At 43.3% G+C, this 20,743-nt stretch carries 19 protein-coding genes and 1 pseudogene; 14 read left to right on the top strand and 6 right to left on the bottom strand.

What is annotated here, in order from left to right:
* The first annotated feature begins 84 nt into the window (after positions 1-84).
* The 5 genes and pseudogenes from tpx (at position 85) to IOC57_RS00370 (ending at position 5,237) form a co-directional block, all read left to right on the top strand.
* Positions 85-585, top strand: coding sequence for a thiol peroxidase (tpx, locus tag IOC57_RS00350; protein WP_034309176.1), 501 nt, complete (start codon positions 85-87; stop codon positions 583-585).
* A gap of 701 nt (positions 586-1,286) precedes the next feature.
* Entirely contained in the window at positions 1,287-2,273 is a 987-nt protein-coding gene (locus IOC57_RS00355; RefSeq protein WP_207436864.1) for a class I SAM-dependent methyltransferase, read from the top strand.
* A 179-nt stretch (positions 2,274-2,452) separates the two neighbouring features.
* Positions 2,453-3,660: pseudogene (locus IOC57_RS00360) on the top strand (acetate kinase).
* Positions 3,661-3,885: 225 nt separating this feature from the next.
* The gene (locus tag IOC57_RS00365) at positions 3,886-4,728 is read left to right on the top strand and encodes an EcsC family protein (RefSeq protein ID WP_207436865.1); all 843 of its coding nucleotides are present in this window, start codon (positions 3,886-3,888) and stop codon (positions 4,726-4,728) included.
* The gene (locus IOC57_RS00370; protein ID WP_207436866.1) at positions 4,725-5,237 is read left to right on the top strand and encodes a MogA/MoaB family molybdenum cofactor biosynthesis protein; all 513 of its coding nucleotides are present in this window, start codon (positions 4,725-4,727) and stop codon (positions 5,235-5,237) included. The genes IOC57_RS00365 and IOC57_RS00370 overlap by 4 nt, the downstream gene beginning before the upstream one ends.
* Positions 5,238-5,295: 58 nt before the next feature.
* Here the strand turns inward: IOC57_RS00370 and IOC57_RS00375 are convergent, their stop codons facing one another.
* Complete coding sequence (locus IOC57_RS00375) at positions 5,296-5,610, bottom strand: hypothetical protein (RefSeq protein WP_207436867.1); 315 nt, start codon at positions 5,608-5,610, stop codon at positions 5,296-5,298.
* A 213-nt stretch (positions 5,611-5,823) separates the two neighbouring features.
* Between IOC57_RS00375 and IOC57_RS00380 the strand changes: the two genes are divergently transcribed.
* Positions 5,824-7,029, top strand: a complete 1,206-nt coding sequence (locus IOC57_RS00380; protein WP_192206055.1) for an argininosuccinate synthase — start codon at positions 5,824-5,826, stop codon at positions 7,027-7,029.
* Entirely contained in the window at positions 7,026-8,405 is a 1,380-nt protein-coding gene (argH, locus tag IOC57_RS00385; RefSeq protein WP_207436868.1) for an argininosuccinate lyase, read from the top strand. Before IOC57_RS00380 ends, argH begins: the two co-directional genes overlap by 4 nt.
* 55 nt (positions 8,406-8,460) lie before the next feature.
* On the opposite strand, the gene IOC57_RS00390 is transcribed toward argH, so the two are convergent.
* A complete protein-coding gene (locus IOC57_RS00390; RefSeq protein ID WP_207437177.1) occupies positions 8,461-8,895 on the bottom strand; it encodes a universal stress protein in 435 nt (144 codons plus the stop codon).
* A 251-nt stretch (positions 8,896-9,146) separates the two neighbouring features.
* Here IOC57_RS00390 and IOC57_RS00395 point away from each other — a divergent pair, with 251 nt between their 5' ends.
* The gene (locus IOC57_RS00395) at positions 9,147-9,716 is read left to right on the top strand and encodes a hypothetical protein (protein WP_207436869.1); all 570 of its coding nucleotides are present in this window, start codon (positions 9,147-9,149) and stop codon (positions 9,714-9,716) included.
* Between the two features lie 71 nt (positions 9,717-9,787).
* Here IOC57_RS00395 and IOC57_RS00400 read toward each other — a convergent pair whose 3' ends face one another.
* Entirely contained in the window at positions 9,788-10,885 is a 1,098-nt protein-coding gene (locus IOC57_RS00400; protein ID WP_207436870.1) for a M24 family metallopeptidase, read from the bottom strand.
* A gap of 118 nt (positions 10,886-11,003) precedes the next feature.
* On the opposite strand from IOC57_RS00400, the gene IOC57_RS00405 reads away from it, so the two are divergent.
* The 3 genes from IOC57_RS00405 to IOC57_RS00415 all read left to right on the top strand — a co-directional run bounded on the left by IOC57_RS00405 (position 11,004) and on the right by IOC57_RS00415 (position 13,502).
* A complete protein-coding gene (locus IOC57_RS00405; protein ID WP_207436871.1) occupies positions 11,004-11,684 on the top strand; it encodes a metal-dependent hydrolase in 681 nt (226 codons plus the stop codon).
* Between the two features lie 202 nt (positions 11,685-11,886).
* Positions 11,887-12,111 (top strand): hypothetical protein, encoded by a 225-nt coding sequence (locus tag IOC57_RS00410; protein ID WP_286184398.1) that lies wholly within the window; start codon positions 11,887-11,889, stop codon positions 12,109-12,111.
* A gap of 71 nt (positions 12,112-12,182) precedes the next feature.
* Positions 12,183-13,502 carry a DRTGG domain-containing protein gene (locus IOC57_RS00415; RefSeq protein ID WP_207436873.1) on the top strand — a complete coding sequence of 440 codons (1,320 nt, stop codon included), beginning with the start codon at positions 12,183-12,185 and terminating at the stop codon, positions 13,500-13,502.
* 26 nt (positions 13,503-13,528) lie between these two features.
* Here the strand turns inward: IOC57_RS00415 and IOC57_RS00420 are convergent, their stop codons facing one another.
* Complete coding sequence (locus IOC57_RS00420; RefSeq protein ID WP_207436874.1) at positions 13,529-13,831, bottom strand: YtpI family protein; 303 nt, start codon at positions 13,829-13,831, stop codon at positions 13,529-13,531.
* Between the two features lie 168 nt (positions 13,832-13,999).
* Here IOC57_RS00420 and IOC57_RS00425 point away from each other — a divergent pair, with 168 nt between their 5' ends.
* Positions 14,000-14,938: a DHH family phosphoesterase gene (locus tag IOC57_RS00425; RefSeq protein ID WP_207436875.1), complete on the top strand. Its 939-nt coding sequence runs from the start codon at positions 14,000-14,002 to the stop codon at positions 14,936-14,938.
* A gap of 72 nt (positions 14,939-15,010) precedes the next feature.
* Here the strand turns inward: IOC57_RS00425 and ytrI are convergent, their stop codons facing one another.
* On the bottom strand, positions 15,011-15,514 hold the full coding sequence (gene ytrI / locus IOC57_RS00430) for a sporulation membrane protein YtrI (protein ID WP_207436876.1): 504 nt from the start codon (positions 15,512-15,514) through the stop codon (positions 15,011-15,013).
* Positions 15,511-15,846 (bottom strand): sporulation membrane protein YtrH, encoded by a 336-nt coding sequence (ytrH, locus tag IOC57_RS00435; RefSeq protein WP_076364742.1) that lies wholly within the window; start codon positions 15,844-15,846, stop codon positions 15,511-15,513. Before ytrH ends, ytrI begins: the two co-directional genes overlap by 4 nt.
* A 155-nt stretch (positions 15,847-16,001) precedes the next feature.
* On the opposite strand from ytrH, the gene dnaE reads away from it, so the two are divergent.
* Together dnaE and ystJ are read left to right on the top strand one after the other, a co-directional pair.
* Positions 16,002-19,388 (top strand): DNA polymerase III subunit alpha, encoded by a 3,387-nt coding sequence (gene dnaE / locus IOC57_RS00440; RefSeq protein WP_396020737.1) that lies wholly within the window; start codon positions 16,002-16,004, stop codon positions 19,386-19,388.
* Between the two features lie 112 nt (positions 19,389-19,500).
* Positions 19,501-20,742 carry an NADP-dependent malic enzyme gene (gene ystJ / locus IOC57_RS00445; RefSeq protein WP_207436878.1) on the top strand — a complete coding sequence of 414 codons (1,242 nt, stop codon included), beginning with the start codon at positions 19,501-19,503 and terminating at the stop codon, positions 20,740-20,742.
* Position 20,743 lies beyond the last annotated feature (1 nt).

Here is a 20,743-nt window from a genome sequence, read left to right on the forward strand (position 1 = left end):
TTTCCCAATTCAATTAATTGCAAAATTCCGGTAAAACAAATATGATTATGCTTGTACATATAGCAGAAAAGGGAGGAATTATTAATGGCTTCAGTTACATTTAAAAACAACCCGATCACCTTAGTGGGACAAGAACTAAAAGTTGGTGACAAAGCACCGGATTTTACAGTATTGGCTAATGACTTATCACCGGTTACATTAAGCGACTCCAAAGGTTCTGTCCGCATCATCAGCGTGGTTCCATCCGTGGATACAGGTGTATGTGATGCACAGACACGTAAATTCAATGAAGAAGCGGCAAAATTGGATAATGTGAAAGTACTGACGATCAGTAACGATCTTCCTTTCGCACAAAAACGCTGGTGTGCTGCTAGTGGCTTGGACAATGTTCAAGTACTTTCCGATCACCGTGACCTTTCTTTCGGTGAAGCATATGGTGTCGTCATGCAGGAACTTCGTCTCTTGGCTCGCTCTGTATTCGTAGTGAACAGCTCTGATGAAATCACATATGTAGAATATGTGAGTGAAGGTACCAACCATCCAAATTACGAAGGTGCTATCGAAGCGGCTAAAGCGGCAAAATAAGATGCGAATTCTAAGAAGCCGGGCACAAATGTGCCCGGTTTTTGGTTTTCATGTTGATAAACACTTTTCGTGCTCTAAAGTCGGACCATTTATTGGGAAAATAATCTTGCCAGACCCCTTGACCATTAGGTGTACCGACTATTATGCCACGGTGTCATTTGTCTTGGAAAAAAACCGCTTGTTGCCCTGCTCGATACCCACCTCTATACCCTGGTCGAAATCCTTGTTGCCGATTTATCGGATTTACCGGCCATTCATTGAGCCTTTCCAAATAATGAAAAAAAACAGGACAACAACCCTGTATTTCAGTTTGTAGACAAAAGGGGTTCGGAAAACGTAATTGTGATCAAATGATGTCCCCAAACTAACTTACTCAAAGCTATCTTCAACTCCTCGGGTATGGTTTATATCTAGATTTTATAAGTTGATTGGAGAGGAAGGTGCGAGACTCCTGCGGGAAAAGCGAGTGCCTGGAGCGGAAATCAACGTCCAAATTGTACACCCTGCATTTAATTTACCTTTCACTTGTTCATGGTTAAAATTTTGAAAAGGGAGTGCGCGAGAGAGATTCCTTATATGTCACTTTCAAATCGGGAAACAGTACGTTCAACAAACGAAGAATGATAAGCAGGACGTACGGCTTGTAACTCTTTCTTCTTACCTTTAAAATAGGGACAGAAGCAAACAGGAGGAATTAATAAGTGAAGTCTACCCCAGTTGAACAATTATTTTATGAATTTGATGAAACAGCCCAAATATTGCAAAGTGAACTATCATGTACGTATCTGGATGCCTTGGGTGAAACGGGCGAGAATTTTTTCCAAGGGAAAGTCCTGCAAGAGGAAATAAGTGAAGTATCGCAGAAAAGGTTAGTGAAGCATTATGCAGATTTTTCACCAGGGAAATATGAGAAGGAAGCAATCCGTAAAGCGTACCAGCTTGCTATTTTAAAAGGCATGCAGCAGAGCGTTCAGCCGAATCATCATATGACCCCTGATGCAGTCGGCATGTTCGTCAGCTATTTAGTCGGTAAATTCACCAAGGATCAAAAAGAGATAGTCATGCTCGATCCAGCCATCGGAACGGGGAACTTACTATTTGCGATCTTGAATCAACTTACTGATAAAAACATCGCTTCATATGGTGTCGAGATTGATGAAACCTTGATCAGGCTTGCTTATGCAGGTGCCAACCTGCAAGAACATCCGCTGCAATTTTTCAACCAGGATAGCTTGGAGCCGCTTTTCATCGATCCTTCAGATGTGGTGGTCAGTGATTTGCCGATTGGTTATTACCCGAATGATGTGCGGGCAGCTGACTATGAATTGAAGGCGGACAAGGGACATTCGTATGCACACCATTTGTTTATTGAACAAGGTGTTAAACACGCGAAGGATGGCGGACACCTATTCTTCATTGTCCCGAATAACCTGTTCGCCTCGGAAGAAGCTCCGAAACTCAATGATTTCCTGAAGAAGCATACACATATCCAAGGGATGGTGCAACTGCCGCTTTCCATGTTTAAGAGTGAAGCGGCTGCGAAAAGCATCCTGATCCTTCAAAAGAAAAAAGAGGGTATCGAAGCACCGAAGAAGGCATTGCTCGTACAACTTCCGAAGTTGTCGGATTTCGAAGCGACCAGGTCTGTCATGCAACAGATGGACGATTGGTTTAAAGAGGAAAAATAGTCAATGAAAGCTGATGCCGCAGGCATTGGCTTTCATTTTTTTTTTGAAAGAGTGATCATTTGAAATTTTTCATTATTATTTGGTTGAATCCGCTTGCCATGATAAGATTGTACAATACACTGCACGTTTCGTTGAGATGAACCTTGGAAGAACTAGCTTAGAGTAAAGGAGCAGGATGGATGTCAAAAGTCATGGCTATTAATGCGGGCAGCTCTTCTTTGAAGTTTCAGCTTTTTGAGATGCCAAGTGAAAAAGTAATTACAAAAGGTTTGGTAGAGAGAATCGGCTTGAAAAATTCCGCATTTACCTTAAGCGTCGAAGGCGAAAAGATTTCTGAAACGATGGATATACCCAATCATGAAGTAGCTGTGGGGCTTTTATTGAAAAAGCTGATTGACCATCGCATCCTTGAGTCCTTTGAAGAGATAGATGGCGTAGGGCATCGGGTGGTGCATGGCGGTGAGATATTCAGCGACTCGGTCTTGATTACGAAGGACGTAATAGAGAAAATCGAAAAGCTTTCCGAGTTGGCACCCCTTCATAATCCCGCCAATATCACCGGGATCAAAGCCTTCAGGCGCATTCTGGATGATGTGCCGGCGGTTGCTGTATTCGACACGGCCTTCCATCAAACGATGGCAGCAGGTTCCTATTTGTACAGCTTACCTCTTGAATATTATGAAAATTACGGAATAAGGAAGTATGGGTTTCATGGTACTTCACATAAATATGTATCGCAGCGGGCTGCCGAAATGATTGGCCGCCCAATTGAACAGCTTCGGTTGATATCGTGCCATTTAGGGAATGGTGCAAGCATTACGGCCATAAAGGGCGGCAAATCAATTGATACCTCAATGGGATTTACACCATTGGCCGGTGTGACTATGGGAACGCGTTCAGGGAACATCGACCCTGCACTGATTCCTTATATCATGGAGAAGACGGGAAAAAAACAGCAGATGAAGTTCTGGATGTCCTGAATAAGAAAAGCGGGATTCTGGCCCTTTCCGGGTTTTCCAGCGACCTGCGCGATATTCAAATTGAAGCAGATAAAGGCAATGAGCGGGCTGAACTCGCACTTAAAGTATTTGCAGATCGGATCCATAAGTACATAGGCTCCTATTCAGCTAAAATGGGAGGTGTGGACGGCATCATTTTTACAGCGGGGATCGGAGAAAACAGTCAAACCATCAGGGGGCTAATCTTGGAGGGACTTGAATTCATGGGGGTATATTGGGATAAGGATCTAAATCGTACCTCGGGTAAGGAAGCGTTCATCAATGCTCCCTATTCCCCCGTGAAAGTCATGGTCATCCCCACTAATGAAGAAATCATGATTGTCAGGGATACCATGAAAATAGCTTTGAGCGAACCTTGGAAAATATGACTTCCTGCTTTCTATACTAAGCCCCCTTGTCTCTGGTAAGGGGGCTTTCCCGTGAATGCCATATATTAAACTCCATCCATCCTCAGGATCCCTCTTCCCATGGAGTATTGCCCATGCACCCCCTCCCTTTACACACTGGATTCCCATCATCTGTTCTTTATAAGCTTCCCTCTATGGTATACTTAAGGGAGAATCCACCAATTCTGTACATAGGAGGCTTGATGCATGGAATTCACGAATCGGGAAATGAAAGTATGGAATGAAATTAGTGAATGGCAGGAAAAACTTTATCAATATGAACCCACGGACCTTGCTGCATTGTATGATAAATGGTTGGAGCAGGGGTTTGCCCTGCTTCCGGAAAACGTCCAACAACAGTTTTTTGAAAAGCTTGATACCTGGCTTTTTCATTTGCATGCCATGGTTCAGAGCTCACAAGTTCAAATAGATGCAAGAGAGCGGATTTTAGCATCTGCGCGCGTGTTTAATGAAGAAATCGAAACGTTGAGTGATTTGAATCACTTATCGATCGATCAGTTGAATTACATAGCCAATCAGCACATCGCTAAGCATCGCTTATACTCATTCGCACAAGGCGGGATGAGCGGATCAGGAGGTCTGCTTCTGCTAGGGAGCGATATTCCCGCTATGACGGTCATCAATATAAGGATCGTCCAGCTGATTGCGATGTCTTATGGTGTTGAGGTGAATACGCCGTTTGAGATGATGCTGGCCCTTAAGGTATTCAATGCAGGAGCGATGCCGAAGAGGCTCCAAGGAATAGCTTGGGAAGAATTGATCCGCGAAGTCCAGACCGCAGAAGATGACTATTTTTATTTAGGGATCGAAGAACTGACGAACCCTACCTGGATGGAACAGCCGCTGAAGCAGCTGTTGAAGGCATTATCCATTACTGTTTTTCGAAAAAAACTGGTTCGGGGCATACCATTCATCAGCATGGTCATCGGGGCTGGATCCAATTATCAAATGACCCGGAGTGTCAGTGAATTTGCCCAGAAGTTCTATCAATATCGTAATTTACTGGAGAAGAAGGCTGATGAAGAATGAGTGTCAAGAATCATAAAAAAGCCATTACGGAAGCAGTACGCTGCATGGTGATAACCGTTAGCGATTCGCGTAATGAAGAAACGGATAAAAGTGGAGCACTGATGATGGAATTGCTGAAATCGAATGGTCATGAAGTGACGGAATATGTAATCGTTAAAGATGAGCGGAAAGCGATTCAGGATGCCGTCGCTTCTGGTAGTCAAGGCAGCATGGTCGATGTCATATTAACAAATGGAGGCACCGGCATCGCCAATAGGGATGTAACGATCGAGGCGGTCAAAGAGTTGATGACCAAGGAAATTCCCGGTTTTGGCGAGGTTTTTAGAATGCTCAGCTATCAAGAGGATATCGGGTCTGCCGCCATTCTATCCAGGGCGATTGCCGGAGTCGTGAACAACAAAGCGATTTTTTCGACCCCAGGCTCATCAGGGGCGGTTCGGCTTGCGATGAATAAATTGATTCTTCCGGAATTGGGACATGTCGTTGGTGAACTTCGGAAGGATTTATAAGAGGGATGCAAAAAAAGCCACAGTTTTAAACTGTGGCTTTTTTTGCATGGAATAGGCCTTAATTATGCATCTTTTCACTCACGGCTTGATTGGCACGATACCATAGCCATAAATCATTGATGATGGAAGCAAGTTCCGCAATTTCGGAATTGAGTTGGCATGATTTGGTGAAATTACTTTCATCGGAGAGCCGAAACTGCTTTCGGTTAATGGTGGACTCCAGTTCCTTGATGCGGTCCGGGATGCTTCCCCGGATATTCTCCCAGTGTACAAGTATTTGCTGTTGCTCGCCTTTTGTATATTCATCCCACTCCAGATTCAAATCGGGAATTGAGATGCCAAGCCGTTCATCATAGGTAAATAGCTTTTTCATATGCCCTCCGCTTTTCGATTTTTCATACTCCTAGTTTACTATATTCCCGCGGAAGCATCCAATGTGTAAATTCCCTGAAAATATTAGCAGATTATTTAGCGGAATCTTTAAAATACCTCTTGTATTCCTTTAATAAAGATGATAAAGTACTAATCATAGATTGAATAAAAATAACAAACGATGAATTTTTATTCACGCGAAAGGACGATGGAAATGAAAAATCAAAAAGTTGTTTTAGCATATTCCGGAGGTTTGGATACTTCCGTTGCAATTAAATGGTTACAAGATCAAGGGTACGAAGTTGTGGCATGCTGCTTGGATGTCGGTGAAGGGAAAGATTTAGATTTCATTAAAGAAAAAGCGATCACTGTTGGTGCGGTAAGTTCCTATGTAATCGATGCGAAGGACGAATTCGCTGATGAATTCGCTTTGACGGCTCTTCAGGCACATACTCTGTATGAAGGGAAATATCCATTGGTATCAGCTTTATCACGTCCGCTGATCGCGAAGAAATTAGTGGAAGTGGCTGAAGCGGAAAACGCGGTAGCCGTTGCGCACGGTTGCACGGGAAAAGGTAATGACCAAGTGCGTTTCGAAGTATCCATCTCTGCCTTGAACCCTAATTTGCAAGTTCTTGCACCTGTTCGTGACTGGAAATGGTCTCGTGAAGAGGAGATTGAATATGCAGCGAAAAATGGCATTCCCGTTCCGATTGGCATGGCGAGTCCGTTCTCGATTGACCAAAACCTTTGGGGAAGAAGTAACGAATGCGGAATCCTGGAAGATCCTTGGGCAGCTCCACCGGAAGATGCATATGACTTGACTGCAAGCCTTGAATGTACGCCAGATACTGCTGATATCATTGAAATTGGTTTTGAACAAGGTGTTCCAGTTACATTGAATGATAAAAACTATAAATTGGCTGACCTGATTGTCGAGTTGAATCAAATTGCCGGCAAACACGGAGTTGGGCGTATCGATCACGTTGAAAATAGATTAGTAGGAATCAAATCACGTGAAGTCTATGAGGCTCCTGGTGCGATGACATTGATAGCTGCACACAAAGAACTTGAAGATATCACGCTAGTAAAAGAGTTGGCTCACTTCAAACCGGTGATCGAGAAGAAAATGACTGAATTGATTTATGAAGGACTTTGGTTCTCTCCGCTTCAAAAAGCTTTGGCTGCATTCCTGAAAGAAACACAAGTGAATGTAACGGGTACGGTCCGTGTGAAACTATTCAAAGGTCATGCGATTGTTGAAGGTAGAAAATCCGAGTACTCCCTATATGACGAAAAATTGGCTACCTATACAAAAGCAGACGAATTCGATCATGATGCAGCAGTTGGATTCATTAAGTTATGGGGACTTCCAACGAAAGTGAACAGCATGGTCAATAACAAGAAGGTGACAGTGTGAGCAGCAAGCTTTGGGGAGGAAGATTCACGAAATCTGCAGAAGAATGGGTAGATGAGTTTGGAGCTTCCATTTCCTTTGACCAGGAACTTGTGCTTGAAGATATTCAAGGCAGTTTAGCTCATGTAACCATGTTAAAGCAATGCAGCATTTTACCTGAAGAAGATGCGGATCAGATCATTGCGGGTCTGAAAAGTTTACAGGAAAAAGCTGAGAAGGGTGAGTTGACTTTTAAGGTTGAGATGGAAGATATCCATCTTAACCTGGAAAGCATGCTAATAAGTGAAATCGGCCCAGTTGGCGGAAAGCTTCATACAGGAAGAAGCCGTAATGACCAAGTTGCGACCGACCTTCATCTCTATATGCGGAACCAAACGAAAGTGATCCTGGAACTCATCAATGATTTGCAACTAGCGATTTTGGGACAATCCAAGAAAAATGTGGAAACACTAATTCCAGGTTATACACATTTGCAGCGTGCACAGCCCATTTCATTTGCCCACCACTTAATGGCTTATTTTTGGATGCTTGAGCGTGATAAGCAGCGCTTCACGGAGAGTTTCAAAAGAATCAATATTTCTCCATTGGGTGCTGGGGCATTAGCTGGGACGACTTTCCCGATTGACCGTGCCCTAAGTGCCGAGCTATTGGGGTTTGACGGGATTTACGAAAACAGCCTTGATGCGGTAAGTGATCGTGATTTTGCCATTGAATTCATGAGCAACAGTGCGACAATGATGATGCATTTATCCCGTTTCAGCGAAGAAATCATCCTATGGTCAAGCCAGGAGTTCCAATTCATTGAATTGGATGATGCGTTTTCCACTGGAAGCAGCATCATGCCTCAAAAGAAAAACCCTGATATGGCGGAATTGATCCGTGGTAAAACAGGACGGGTATATGGTAACCTAACGGGGTTATTGACTGTTTTGAAAGGACTGCCGCTTGCTTATAACAAAGATATGCAAGAAGATAAAGAAGGCGTTTTTGATACGGTTAAGACCATTGTTGGTTCACTTAAAATATTTGCCGGCATGATTTCAACGATGAAAGTGAAAACGGACGTAATGGAAAAAGCAACAAGAAATGACTTCTCGAATGCAACGGAATTAGCTGATTACCTAGCTTCAAAAGGGATGCCTTTCCGAAAGGCGCACGAAGTGGTCGGAAAGCTTGTATTGTTCTGTGTCCAGAATGGCTGCTATTTAGTGGACCTAAGCATTGAGCAATTCCAGGAAGCTTCCGAGTTGTTTGAACATGATATTTATGATGCATTGAATCCGTATGAAGCAGTTAAACGCCGTAATAGTGCGGGCGGTACAGGTTTTGCCCAAGTCTTGCTGGCGATTGAAAAAGCGGAAAAACTGGTATGTGAATAACAGAAAAAAGCTCGTTCACCAATTTGGGGAACGAGCTTTTTATCATCTTCATTTATCAATTCGTACGCACGACCATTACATCACAGTTGGAGTGGCGAACGATGCCTTCCGACACGCTGCCGATAAGGAAACGTTCGACTGCGTTAAGGCCCGTTGCACCGCATACAATTAAATCGATCGAATGTTTTTTCGCTAAATCCCTTGGAATTTTAAGTTTAGGAGAACCATATGCAACTTCTGTTTGGACCTTTGCAATCCCGGATGCTATGGCCTCCGTTTTATACTTGTCTAACAGCTCATTGGCAAAGGTTTCAGAGTGATCACGGATAGTCATATCATAAGCTTCGACAGTAGGGAAATTCCTTGTATCCACGATATGTGTGAGCACAAGGGTAGCTTCACTGAGTTTTGCTAAATAGATTGCCTTTTTTAGGGCCCACTCCGCTTCTTCCGACCCGTCCACTGCTACAAGAATATTTTTATAATCTATACTATTCAAGTGAATCTCCTCCTTCTATTTCATTCCTATTATACAATGATTTACCTAATGGATCTGATTTCAATTGTAACAAATTAGCGAATCTTTTTTTTGAATGATCTGGAAATAACAAAATGAAAATAAGGGTTCTAACCTTATTATGGTGAAAAGATAAGCACGATCATTCCATGGGCGAAACTCCCGACTTTTTTACCTTATTTATTCGTTTATGGTAAATTGAATGGAGGAAGGGAGTTTTTTCTTTGAGTGTTTCAAGAATATTAAACTACGCATTATATTTATACGTGCTTTTGTATGCCTTGATATATTTCGTTTATATTTTTTATATCAATGCTGTACATGCTTCGATCAGTTTAATGAGTATCTCCGCACTGCTGCTTCCATTTGTTCTTTTACTATTTTTTCAATGGATTTCAAGGAAATATAACGATCAGCATAATAAAAGGAAAATCAAAATTAGATTTATAGTCATATCAACCCTTGGCCTTTCTCTTCTATTTTATTGTGCTTTTTTGTTAGGGGTAAATGAAAATGAATCACGGTTCACCACTGAAAGATGGGTAAATGATATTGAAGGAAGAGTATATTTGGTTGATGACTTAATGAATGAACATGAATTGAAAGGCAAGACAAAAGAAGAAGTGATTACGCTTTTAGGGTCCCCAACAGAAACGGAATATTTTAAAGAGAAAGATAATATGGTTTATTTTCTTGGTGCCGAGAGGGGAATCATAAGGATAGATAGTGAATGGCTGGTCATTTGGTTTGACGGCAGTGATAAAGCAGTGAAGTATGAACTGCAGACGGACTAGTAAAATGAATTTTGGTTAATGGATACCCCCGTCTTCAATGAGGCGGGGGTATCTGGGTTACGTTATATTTATCACTTTATGATTTGCAGGCTCTTCGGGAATTTGGTCAAAACCTCACAGCCGGTATCCGTGATCAGTAGATCATCTTCAATCCTGACGCCTGCAACATTTGGAACATATATGCCAGGTTCGATGGTATAAACCATTCCGGATTGAAGTTCGAGGGAATTCGTTTCAGTCAAGGATGGATATTCATGGACGCTGATTCCAAGTCCGTGGCCGAGCCTGTGCGGGAAGAATTCACCGTATCCTTTATTCCTGATGATGTTTCTGGCAGTCAAGTCTATTTCGGAACAGGATACACCAGGTTTACTGGCTGCAACGGCAGCTTCTTGTGCTTTAAGTACCGTTTCATATATTTCTGCCTGTTTATCATTGATATCACCGTAAGCGACCGTTCTAGTGATATCAGAGCAGTACCCTTCATGAACGACGCCCAGGTCAAAGAGGACAAGGTCGCCGCGCTGAACCTTCGTATTCCCGGGTGTACCATGTGGGGAAGCGCCATTTTTACCAGTCAGGACCATGGTGGAAAAAGACATTTGGCTGACTCCAGCTTTTTTCAATTCGTATTCGATCGCTGCAAGGATTTCCATTTCCGATTTACCCTCATGAATTTCACTGACGCCCACTTCAATCGCAAAGTCTGCAAGGCGGCAGGCTTCACGGATTTTGACCATCTCATCTTCCGATTTGATCATTCGCATCCTTTGAAGTTTTTCTTCTGCGGAAATGAGCTTTGGTGCTCCGAAGTATTGTTGGACCTTTTCATAACGTTCAACATTCATATGCTCTTTTTCAATGGCCATTGTATTAATGGTTAACCCGCGCTTCTCCACTGCTTGCTTAACTTTTTCCCATGGATTTTCAATGTCGGTGTAACCGATGATATCCCCTGCCCATCCAGCTTGTTTAGCATCGGGAACTTCCATCTGCGGGCAGACAAGGAATGGGTCGGCATTTGCAAAAATGGCAAGTGCCAGCAGTCTTTCGTGGGGATCACTAAAAAAACCGCTCAAATAGAAGATGCTCTCTGTAGATGTAAGTAAAGCGGCTTCAGTCTCATTGGCCTGTAGCCAATTTTGTAGTTCTGTCAAACGTTCATTCATGACGATACCTCCATTAATAAGATATAATTACCTTAGCAATATTTAAAAGTATAGTAAATGGGAAAGGCCTAAGAAAGCTACTTAAAAAATTAATGGGTTTGGGAAGGGAGCATCAAAAATGAAAGTATCTTTTCATGGACATGCTGTTGTAAAAGTCGAAACGAATGGTAAAACGATTTTAATCGATCCATTCATTACTGGAAACGAATTGACCGATTTGAAGGTAGAAAATGTGAAACCGGATGTGATCATCATAACACATGGCCATAATGATCACGTCGGTGATACGGTTGAATTGGCCAAAAGGCATGATGCACTTGTAATCGGCATTGCAGAGATTGCTGACTACCTGGGTGCTCAAGGAATTAGGACCCATGGGATGAGCATCGGCGGAGCTTTCGAGTTCGACTTTGGAAAAGTGAAACTGACGCCAGCTTTCCATGGAACGGGATTCAATAACGGTGAGGGGCAAATCATTTATTTGGGAATGCCTGCTGGCATATTGCTTACGATAGAAGGGAAAACGATTTATCATTCAGGGGATACAGCGATATTTTCCGATATGAAACTGATCGGGGAGCGACATCCGATTGACTTGGCATTCTTGCCAATCGGCGACAATTACACCATGGGCCCGGAAGATGCAGCACTTGCAGCGAAATTCCTTCAAGCCAAACAAGTCGTGCCGATTCATTACAATACTTTCCCTGTCATCAAACAGGATCCTGACAAATTCATCGATTTGCTTGAAGAGGGAAATGGACTGATCATGGATGCCGGGGATGAAATAGAATTTTAATAAGATCGGGAGCCTGAAGGGGTTCCCGTTTTTTATGTGGATTGTATTGTATAGGGAGATGGCCGAAATGAAGGGTCACCCTTAAGCATTTGCCTTTTAGGCAGATGATTCCAGCGATAGGAAAGTAAGGTCTCGTTCAGCAGCCAAGTCTTTTTTCCTTTAACAGGCATAAAATAAATAGATGAAAAAAAGGGGGGATTTGATGAAGCAGAGGTTATTACTGTGTTTGCTTTTATGCGGTGTGATGCTGTATTATGCCGTGCCGCGTTTGTCATTGGAAAGTGGAGGTCTGGAGAGTCTGTTCGCTGGATCCTGGCTGTTGTTTGCATTGTTGGCGGTAGCTGGAAACTTGACGGGCATACTATATTCTCCTAAGAAACCAAAGGTAAAACGCCAGCAGGAATACAAAAGGTTGCGTCAATACTAGTAGTTGTTTGATAAACTGGGCTCTTTGACCTTATAATGGAGAATAGGAATACCGTGAAAAGGGTGAAGCGCTTGGCTACAAAGCATGAACAAATATTAAAACATATCGATGGGCTCCCTGTTGGCGAAAAGATTTCCGTCCGTCAAATTGCGAAAGCATTGAATGTTAGTGAAGGTACGGCATACCGGGCAATTAAAGAGGCGGAGAACCAGGGCTACGTGAGCTCGATTGAGCGGGTAGGCACGATCCGTATTGAGAAGAAGAAAAAAGAGAATATTGAAAAGCTCACTTTCGCAGAGGTAGTCAATATTGTTGACGGACAAGTTCTTGGTGGGAAAACGGGACTTCATAAGACATTAAATAAATTCGTCATCGGGGCAATGAAGCTGGATGCCATGATGAGATATACAGGTGCAGGAAACCTGCTGATCGTCGGGAACCGTACACAGGCCCACGAGCACGCGTTAAAAGCGGGTGCAGCGGTGCTGATTACCGGTGGATTCGATACGGAAGAGCCCGTTAAAAGGTTAGCCGATGAATTGGAGATGCCAGTCATCTCAACGAGTTACGATACGTTCACCGTTGCAACGATGATCAATCGGGCGATCTATGACCAATTGATCAAAAAGGAAATCTTGCTGGTGGAGGATATTTTGACACCCGTACAGGAAACGACCTTTTTAACGGTGGGTGACCGGGTTCGGACTTGGCATGAACTGAATCAGGAATCCGGCCATAGCCGTTTCCCTGTTGTCGATGACAATATGAAGGTTCAAGGAATGGTCACATCAAAAGATATCATCGGACAGGAAGAGCTGACGCTCATTGATAAGGTGATGACGAAAAACCCGATGACCGTAGGTGATAAAATGAGTGTGGCATCTTCGGCACATATGATGGTTTGGGAAGGGATAGAGTTAATCCCGGTTGTGAATGACAGTCATATCCTAAAGGGAATCGTAAGCAGGCAGGATGTGCTGAAGGCACTGCAAATGAGTCAAAGGCAGCCTCAGGTCGGCGAAACGATCGACGATACGATCACCAGCCAGCTTGTTATGACTTCGAATCGTGGCAAGGGTGAGGAAGTGTATAACTATGGCGTCACTCCGCAGATGACCAATTACCTCGGGACCATTTCAAGCGGTGTGTTCACGACTTTGGTCACCGAATCGGCAAACCGTGCACTTCGAAGCTATAAGCGCGGTGACTTGGTCGTGGAAAACATGACCATCTATTTCATCAAACCAGTCCAGATCGACAGTACGCTTGAAATCCACCCGCGTGTCCTTGATGTAGGACGTAAATTTGGAAAAGTGGATGTTGAGGTGTTTAACCAAGGCAAACTTGTCGGCAAGGCGATGTTGACTTGCCAATTGCTGGACCGATCATAAAGATTAAAAGGATAATCGAAATTCGATTATCCTTTTTGATTTGCAGCTTCTTCGATTGCATGCGGCAGGTAAAATTTATACATTTTATAGCCGCCCCAAATACTGAATAGGCCAACGAAGATGAAAACGGCAGCAATGATATAAGTGATCGTCGTGTGGAATAGAAAAAGCTGATTGATTCCGAATAGTGCGACAAACGCACCAAGGGCAATGGATGACTTCCCTGAAATCCACTTTTTCTCCATCGGCATTCTGGTTCGGATCGATTTGAGTTTATAAAACAGATAGACCCCTAGTGAAAGAACGATCAAGGTGACAAGAATAGGCATCGTTTGAAATTCCCCCAATTTAACATATGTACCTTTTTATTGTAGCGGGAAATGAAAGAGAATGCCACAGTAAACAAGATGAGTCTTCCTATTTCCCCAATTTTTTGATTAAATGAAATATATCATCTTTATTAGGCTCGATGATACATATGTGAAGGGGAGATCTATTTGAAAGCTGAAATATTAGCAGATATAAAGCGTTATGATACCATCATTCTCCATCGTCATGTCCGTCCAGATCCGGATGCTTATGGTTCGCAGGGGGGATTGGCGGAAATCCTGAAAGCATCTTTCCCTGAAAAGCGTATTTTTACGGTAGGGAAAGAAGAACCGTCATTGAATTATTTAAGAAGGCTCGATGTGATTTCGGATGAAACATATCGAGGTGCTTTGGTCATTGTTTGTGATACCGCAAATACGGACCGTATCTGTGATGCACGGTACACGACGGGGGATAAACTGATTAAGATCGATCATCATCCTAATGAAGATCCATATGGGGATATGCGATGGGTCGATACATCGGCAAGTTCCACAAGTGAAATGATTTACGAGTTTTACCAGTTCGGTAAAGAGCAGGGCTTGAAGATGAGCGATGAAGCGGCACGCCTTCTATATGCAGGCATTGTTGGCGATACAGGTCGTTTCCTATTCCAAAGTACGACTGAAAAGACATTTGCCTATGCAAGTGAATTGATTCACTATTCGTTCTCCCGCCCGCAGTTATATCAGGAGATGTATGACGTCGAGGAAAGCATAGTGCGGTTGAATGGCTATGTGTTGCAGCATTTTGAAATCCTTCCATATGGAACGGGGAAAATGATCATCACAAAAGATATACTTGAAAAATTCCATGCTTCTACATCTGAGGCATCTCAGCTCGTTTCCTCGCTCGGTTCGATTAAAAATGTTAAGTCATGGGTCTTTTTCATTGAAGAAGATAAAGAAATCAGAGTCCGTTTCCGTTCTAAAGGACCAATCATCAATACGATTGCCCGTAAATATAACGGCGGAGGCCACCCGCTTGCAGCAGGGGCTTCGATCCATTCTTGGGATGAAGTGGATAATATCCTTGCCGATATGGAAGAGTTGAATAAAGCGGAATGAAAAAAGGTAAAAGACCAAATCGCACAGATTTGGTCTTTTACCTTGGTGGAAATTCTCCCATTAAGTCAACATTTAAGAAGTGGTCCTTTTTAGTTTGATTTCAATATTCATTTTCGTATAAAACATGATTTCAACGACTTCAAGTTGATAGCGTTTTTTATTGATGGTCACGATCTTATTTTCTATGGATTTTTTTAAAAGCACCTTTCCATCATAGACACTGGCGACATCTTTGGCGAGAAGAGAGGAAAGGTTGTCTTCTATCACATCTTCCGCTTCTGCAATACTCAGCCGATCCAGACTGTATTTTTCATTCGTAATGGTTACTTCCACTTCCTGAATCGTCAGGATCTCCTCGTTTTTCTGGTTCAATTTTTTATAATCCTTCTCCCAAATTTCGATTTCCCCATTTAAATCCTTGATCTCTTCCCTTTGTTCGTGAAGGGTCCGAATCTGCTTCTCCTGCTGGACACCATGCATATAAAAGAAAATCACCCAGCTGATCAATCCGCCAATTGCGGCTCCGGCAAAAAAACGCTGCCAGGTGGGAGACCGGTGATAGGGAGGGATCCTCATGATGAAATATGCTCCTGCGTGAACCAGTTTATGATCAGTGCTCCTGTCTGTGCTCCGCCAAGTGCAGATAGAATCAATAGGACCTGCTTGACTATATCCTTCGTTTCTCCGTGGAAAATACCGCGTTCGAAATTATAGACCATATCGAAAGTACCCCCGATTGCAGCGACAATCGCCCAAATACGAAGACTGTCCGACAGCCGGAATACAGTCGTCATCGGGGCCTGTCCAGTAAAAAAAGCGGCGAGGCCCCCGATTATCGAGCCGCCAAGCAATACGCCAAGCGATATGAAAAAGCTGTTGAGAAAGGCTGGAACAAAGGCTTCATTCATATATCATCATCCTTTTTTGCTTTATATTCTTCTATTCCATTTATATGGGAAGTTCAGAGGTAATATGATAGTCGCAGGAAAACAGGAAGTTAAATCGCATTGGTAATGAGAACATATTTTCTTTTTATGAAATAAACACTATAATGAAAAGAAACATGCCTTACAAAGGTGGGAGAAAAAACGTGTATACTCATCTCCATATTCAGAGCGGATACAGCCTGCTGACAAGTACGGTGAAGGTCACTGAACTTGTGGCCAAAGCGAAAGCGGATGGCTGTAAAAGTCTTGCCTTAACCGATCGAAATGTTATGTACGGTTCGGTCTATTTTTATAAAGAATGCAAGAAACAGGGGATAAAGCCGATCGTTGGCATACTTGCGGATGTTCTTGATGAACGGGAATCGGCACATGGACTTCTTTTATTGGCAAAAAGTCTACAAGGATATCAAAACCTGCTTAAAATAAGCAGTGCAATAAAAACTAAATCCCCGTCAGGCATTCCAATGAATTGGCTTAAAGCCTATTCCCAGGGCTTGATCGCAATCACACCGGGTGCAGAGGGGCAAATAGAAACACTATTGAGAGAAGGAAATCCTGAAGAGGCCAAACAGGCAGCAAGGCGATTTCTGCAAATTTTTGGTCGCGATAACTTTTATGTATCCGTACAGAGACTTTCGATTGCGGATGAGGAAGAAGGTAACGAAGCCATTAGTCAGTTGGCGGGAGACCTAGAGATAAAGGTTGTCGCGACGAATCCGGTCCTTTATTTGAACGAAAGCGATGCACTCGCTCATGAAGTCTTATTGGCGATTGGAAATGGCGACAAGCTGGCGGATGAGACGCATACGGTTCTTGAATCCGATCAATTTTATTTGAAAAGCCGGGCTCAGATGGCAGAACTATTCCATGACAGACCGGATGCACTCGAAAATACACTACATATTGACGCGCAATGCAATCTTGAAATTCCATTTCACCGCTCACTGCTGCCTAAGTACCCTACTGAAGATGGAGTCACAGCCGAGGAAATGCTCGAATCCATCTGTTTCCAAGGGCTGAAGAAAAGATTGCCGGAGCCATCCATTCAATATGAAGAACGTCTGCGATATGAATTGGATATCATCACCAAGATGAAGTTCAGCGATTACTTTTTAATCGTTTGGGATTTCATGAAATTCGCTAAGGACCATCAAATCCTTACTGGTCCTGGAAGGGGGTCGGCCGCAGGATCGATGGTCGCTTATGTGCTGTCGATAACGGATGTCGATCCAATCGAACATTCTTTACTGTTCGAGCGTTTCCTGAATCCGGAACGTGTCTCGATGCCGGATATCGACATTGACTTTCCGGATAACCGCCGTGAAGAAGTGATTGCTTATGTTGCGAAGAAGTACGGGGATCTTCATGTAGCACAAATCATTACATTCGGAACGTTGGCTGCCAAGGCTGCGTTAAGGGACACAGGACGTGTTTTCGGCTTGAATTCAAAGGAACAGGAAGCGGTATCGAAAATGATTCCAGGCCGTTTGGGCATCACCCTTCCCGAGGCTTTCAAGGAATCTAAAAAGCTCAGGGAATTCGTTAATGAGAGTGACCTGAACCAAAAACTTTTTCAAACCGCGTTATTACTTGAAGGTCTGCCTCGCCATGCTTCGACACATGCTGCCGGCGTCGTCATCAGCGACGATGCATTGACCGAACATATCCCGATCCAAGTGGGGCATGACGGCATCCACCTGACTCAATATCCAATGGACATTCTCGAAGAACTTGGACTTCTTAAAATGGATTTTCTTGGTCTCCGCAATTTAACGCTCATCGATAATATTTTAAATAACATCAAAAAAGGAACGGGGAAAAAGCTGGACTTATCCCATATCCCAATGGATGACCCCGAGACACTAGCCCTTTTAGGGAGAGGTGAAACCACTGGAGTGTTTCAATTTGAATCGGATGGCATCCGAAAGGTTTTGATCAAGCTGAAACCGAACCGATTCGAGGATATCGTCGCGGTCAATGCCCTATATCGTCCAGGTCCGATGGAAAATATACCGCTTTTCATCGAGCGAAAACATGGATTGGCTCCGATTGATTATATGCACGAGGATTTGAAGGATATCCTCGAGCCTACATACGGGGTCATCGTTTATCAGGAACAAATCATGCAAATTGCCTCCCGCTTAGCCGGTTTTTCATTAGGGGAGGCTGACCTGCTCCGTCGGGCAGTATCGAAGAAGAAGAAGGATGTTCTGGATCAGGAGCGGCAGCATTTCGTGAGCGGTTCATTGAAACAGGGTTACTCTGAAAAAACGGCAGATGAGATTTATTCCTTGATTGTCCGCTTCGCTAACTATGGATTCAACCGAAGCCATGCGGTGGCGTATAGTTTCATCGCTTATCAGCTGGGTTACTTGAAAACCCACCATCCGGAATATTTCATGGCTGCACTCCTGACATCGGTTGTCGGGAATGATGAAAAGATTTCGCAATATATCCGTGAAGCAAAAAAGAAAGGGATAAGGGTTCTGCCTCCCTCGATTAACCGGAGCGGTTACCCGTTTTTACCGGAAAAGGAAGGGATCCGTTATAGCCTTGGAGCCATAAAAGGGATAGGCGGGACGGTCTTAAAAGAAATCTTTGCTGCGAGGCGTCAGAAGAAGTTCGCCGATTTATTCGATTTCTGTTTGCGCGTTTCGGGGAAAATCGTAAATAGAAAAGTGTTGGAGGCGCTTGTGCATTCAGGTGCATTTGATGAATTCGGTGAAGACCGGGCAACATTGTTGGCGAGCTTGGACGTAGCGATCAATCATACGGAATTGGTTAATCCGGATGATGACCTATTCGATATGTTTTCGGATGGAGAGTTTTCACTTAAACCGAAGTACAACCGGGTCGAGCCTATCCCTATCGAGCACAAACTCTCATTGGAAAAAAGCGCATTGGGGCTTTATCTATCGAATCATCCGGTTACAAGCTACAGAGAACTTTTTCAGCACTTCGGCTGTTTGACCATAGATGAAGCTACCAATAAAAAGGAATCAAAAGTCTTACTTGGCGCATACATTACATCGGTTAAATCCATTAGGACAAAAAAGGGCGATGTGATGGCTTTCTTGAGCGTTAGTGATGAAGAGGGGGATATTGAAGCGGTCGTTTTTCCCAATGTTTATAAAAACCACGCTGCCGACTTGAATCACGGACAACTCGTTATGCTGCAAGGAACATTGGAAGATCGCGATGGAAAAGCACAGCTCCTGATCAGGAACGTATACCCGCTTGAAAAAGTGAAGCAGATGAAAGAGGAGAAAAACGGAACGATATTCCTGAAAATTGAGGCTGGCAAGCAAACGAAGGATACACTGCAAAAAATAAAAAAAATTTTAATGCAGCATAGCGGTGAAACCAAGGTCATGCTTTTTTACGAGAGGGAAAACCGCTATGTACAGCTATCTTATTGGGATTGGGTCAATCCTACAGATAGTCTGATGCAGGCACTATTTGACTTGGTCGGAAAAGGGAATGTGGTTTACAAGAAAGAATAACTGTTTTACAACTTTAATAGTTATGTTATATTGAAAACAGGCCGCTGTGGTCTGACCACTAGATTTCAGCATATAAGATTTGGTTTACCCAATTTGTTTTAGGAGTGAAACTATGACATTAAGAGAAGAAGCATTACATATGCACCGCTTGAATCAAGGAAAATTAGAAACAGTATCGAAAGTACCGGTAAGAAATGCAGTAGATTTAAGCCTGGCTTATTCTCCTGGTGTCGCAGAACCGTGTAAAGATATTTACGATAAGCCGGAAACCGTTTATGACTATACAATGAAGGGGAATACTGTTGCGGTTATTTCTGATGGAACGGCTGTGTTGGGACTTGGGAACATCGGTCCGGAAGCTGCTATGCCGGTTATGGAGGGAAAAGCCGTTTTATTTAAAAGCTTCGCTGGAGTGGACGCTTTCCCAATCTGTTTAAAAACGACGGATGTGGACAAAATTGTAGAGACCGTTAAATTACTCGAACCGACTTTCGGTGGAGTGAACTTAGAGGACATAGCCGCACCAAATTGTTTTGAAATTGAAGAACGCCTCAAGAAAGAAATGAATATCCCTGTTTTTCATGATGATCAGCACGGTACAGCCATTGTTACTGTTGCCGGTCTTGTAAACGCGTTACGACTTGTGAATAAATCAATGTCGGAAATTAAAGTGGTAGCGAATGGGGCGGGCGCTGCGGGCATTGCCATCATTAAATTGCTTTATAGCTATGGAGTTCGTGACATTATCATGTGTGATACGAAGGGTGCCATTTATGAGGGCCGTTCGACAGGTATGAATGATACAAAAGACCAAGTGGCGAAAGTGACCAATCGAAATAAGGTTTCGGGGCCTTTGGAAACTGTCATTCAAAACGCTGATGTATTTATAGGTGTTTCTGCCGCAGGTGCATTGACAAAAGAAATGGTTTCTTCGATGAATCGGGATGCGATCATTTTCGCGATGGCTAATCCAGATCCGGAAATCATGCCGGAAGATGCGAAAGCAGCGGGTGCCAAAGTTGTTGGAACAGGCCGTTCGGACTTCCCGAACCAGGTCAATAACGTCCTTGCTTTCCCTGGTATTTTCCGTGGGGCCTTAGATGTACGTGCGACTCATATCAATGAAAAAATGAAGGTTGCTGCAGTACAAGCCATTGCCGGTTTAATACAGGAAAATGAGTTAAATGAAGACTACGTTATCCCTGCTCCATTTGATGAGAGGGTAGCACCTGCCGTTGCGGCTGCTGTTGCCAAGGCAGCGATGGAAACGGGAGTGGCTAGAATTACTGTAGATCCCGAGGAAATTATAGAAAAAACAAGGAAATTAGCGATCATCGGAAAAAGTGAGGAATAAT

Origin of the sequence: Bacillus sp. SD075, assembly GCF_017355165.1 — a bacterium.
Lineage (GTDB): Bacteria > Bacillota > Bacilli > Bacillales > DSM-1321 > Peribacillus.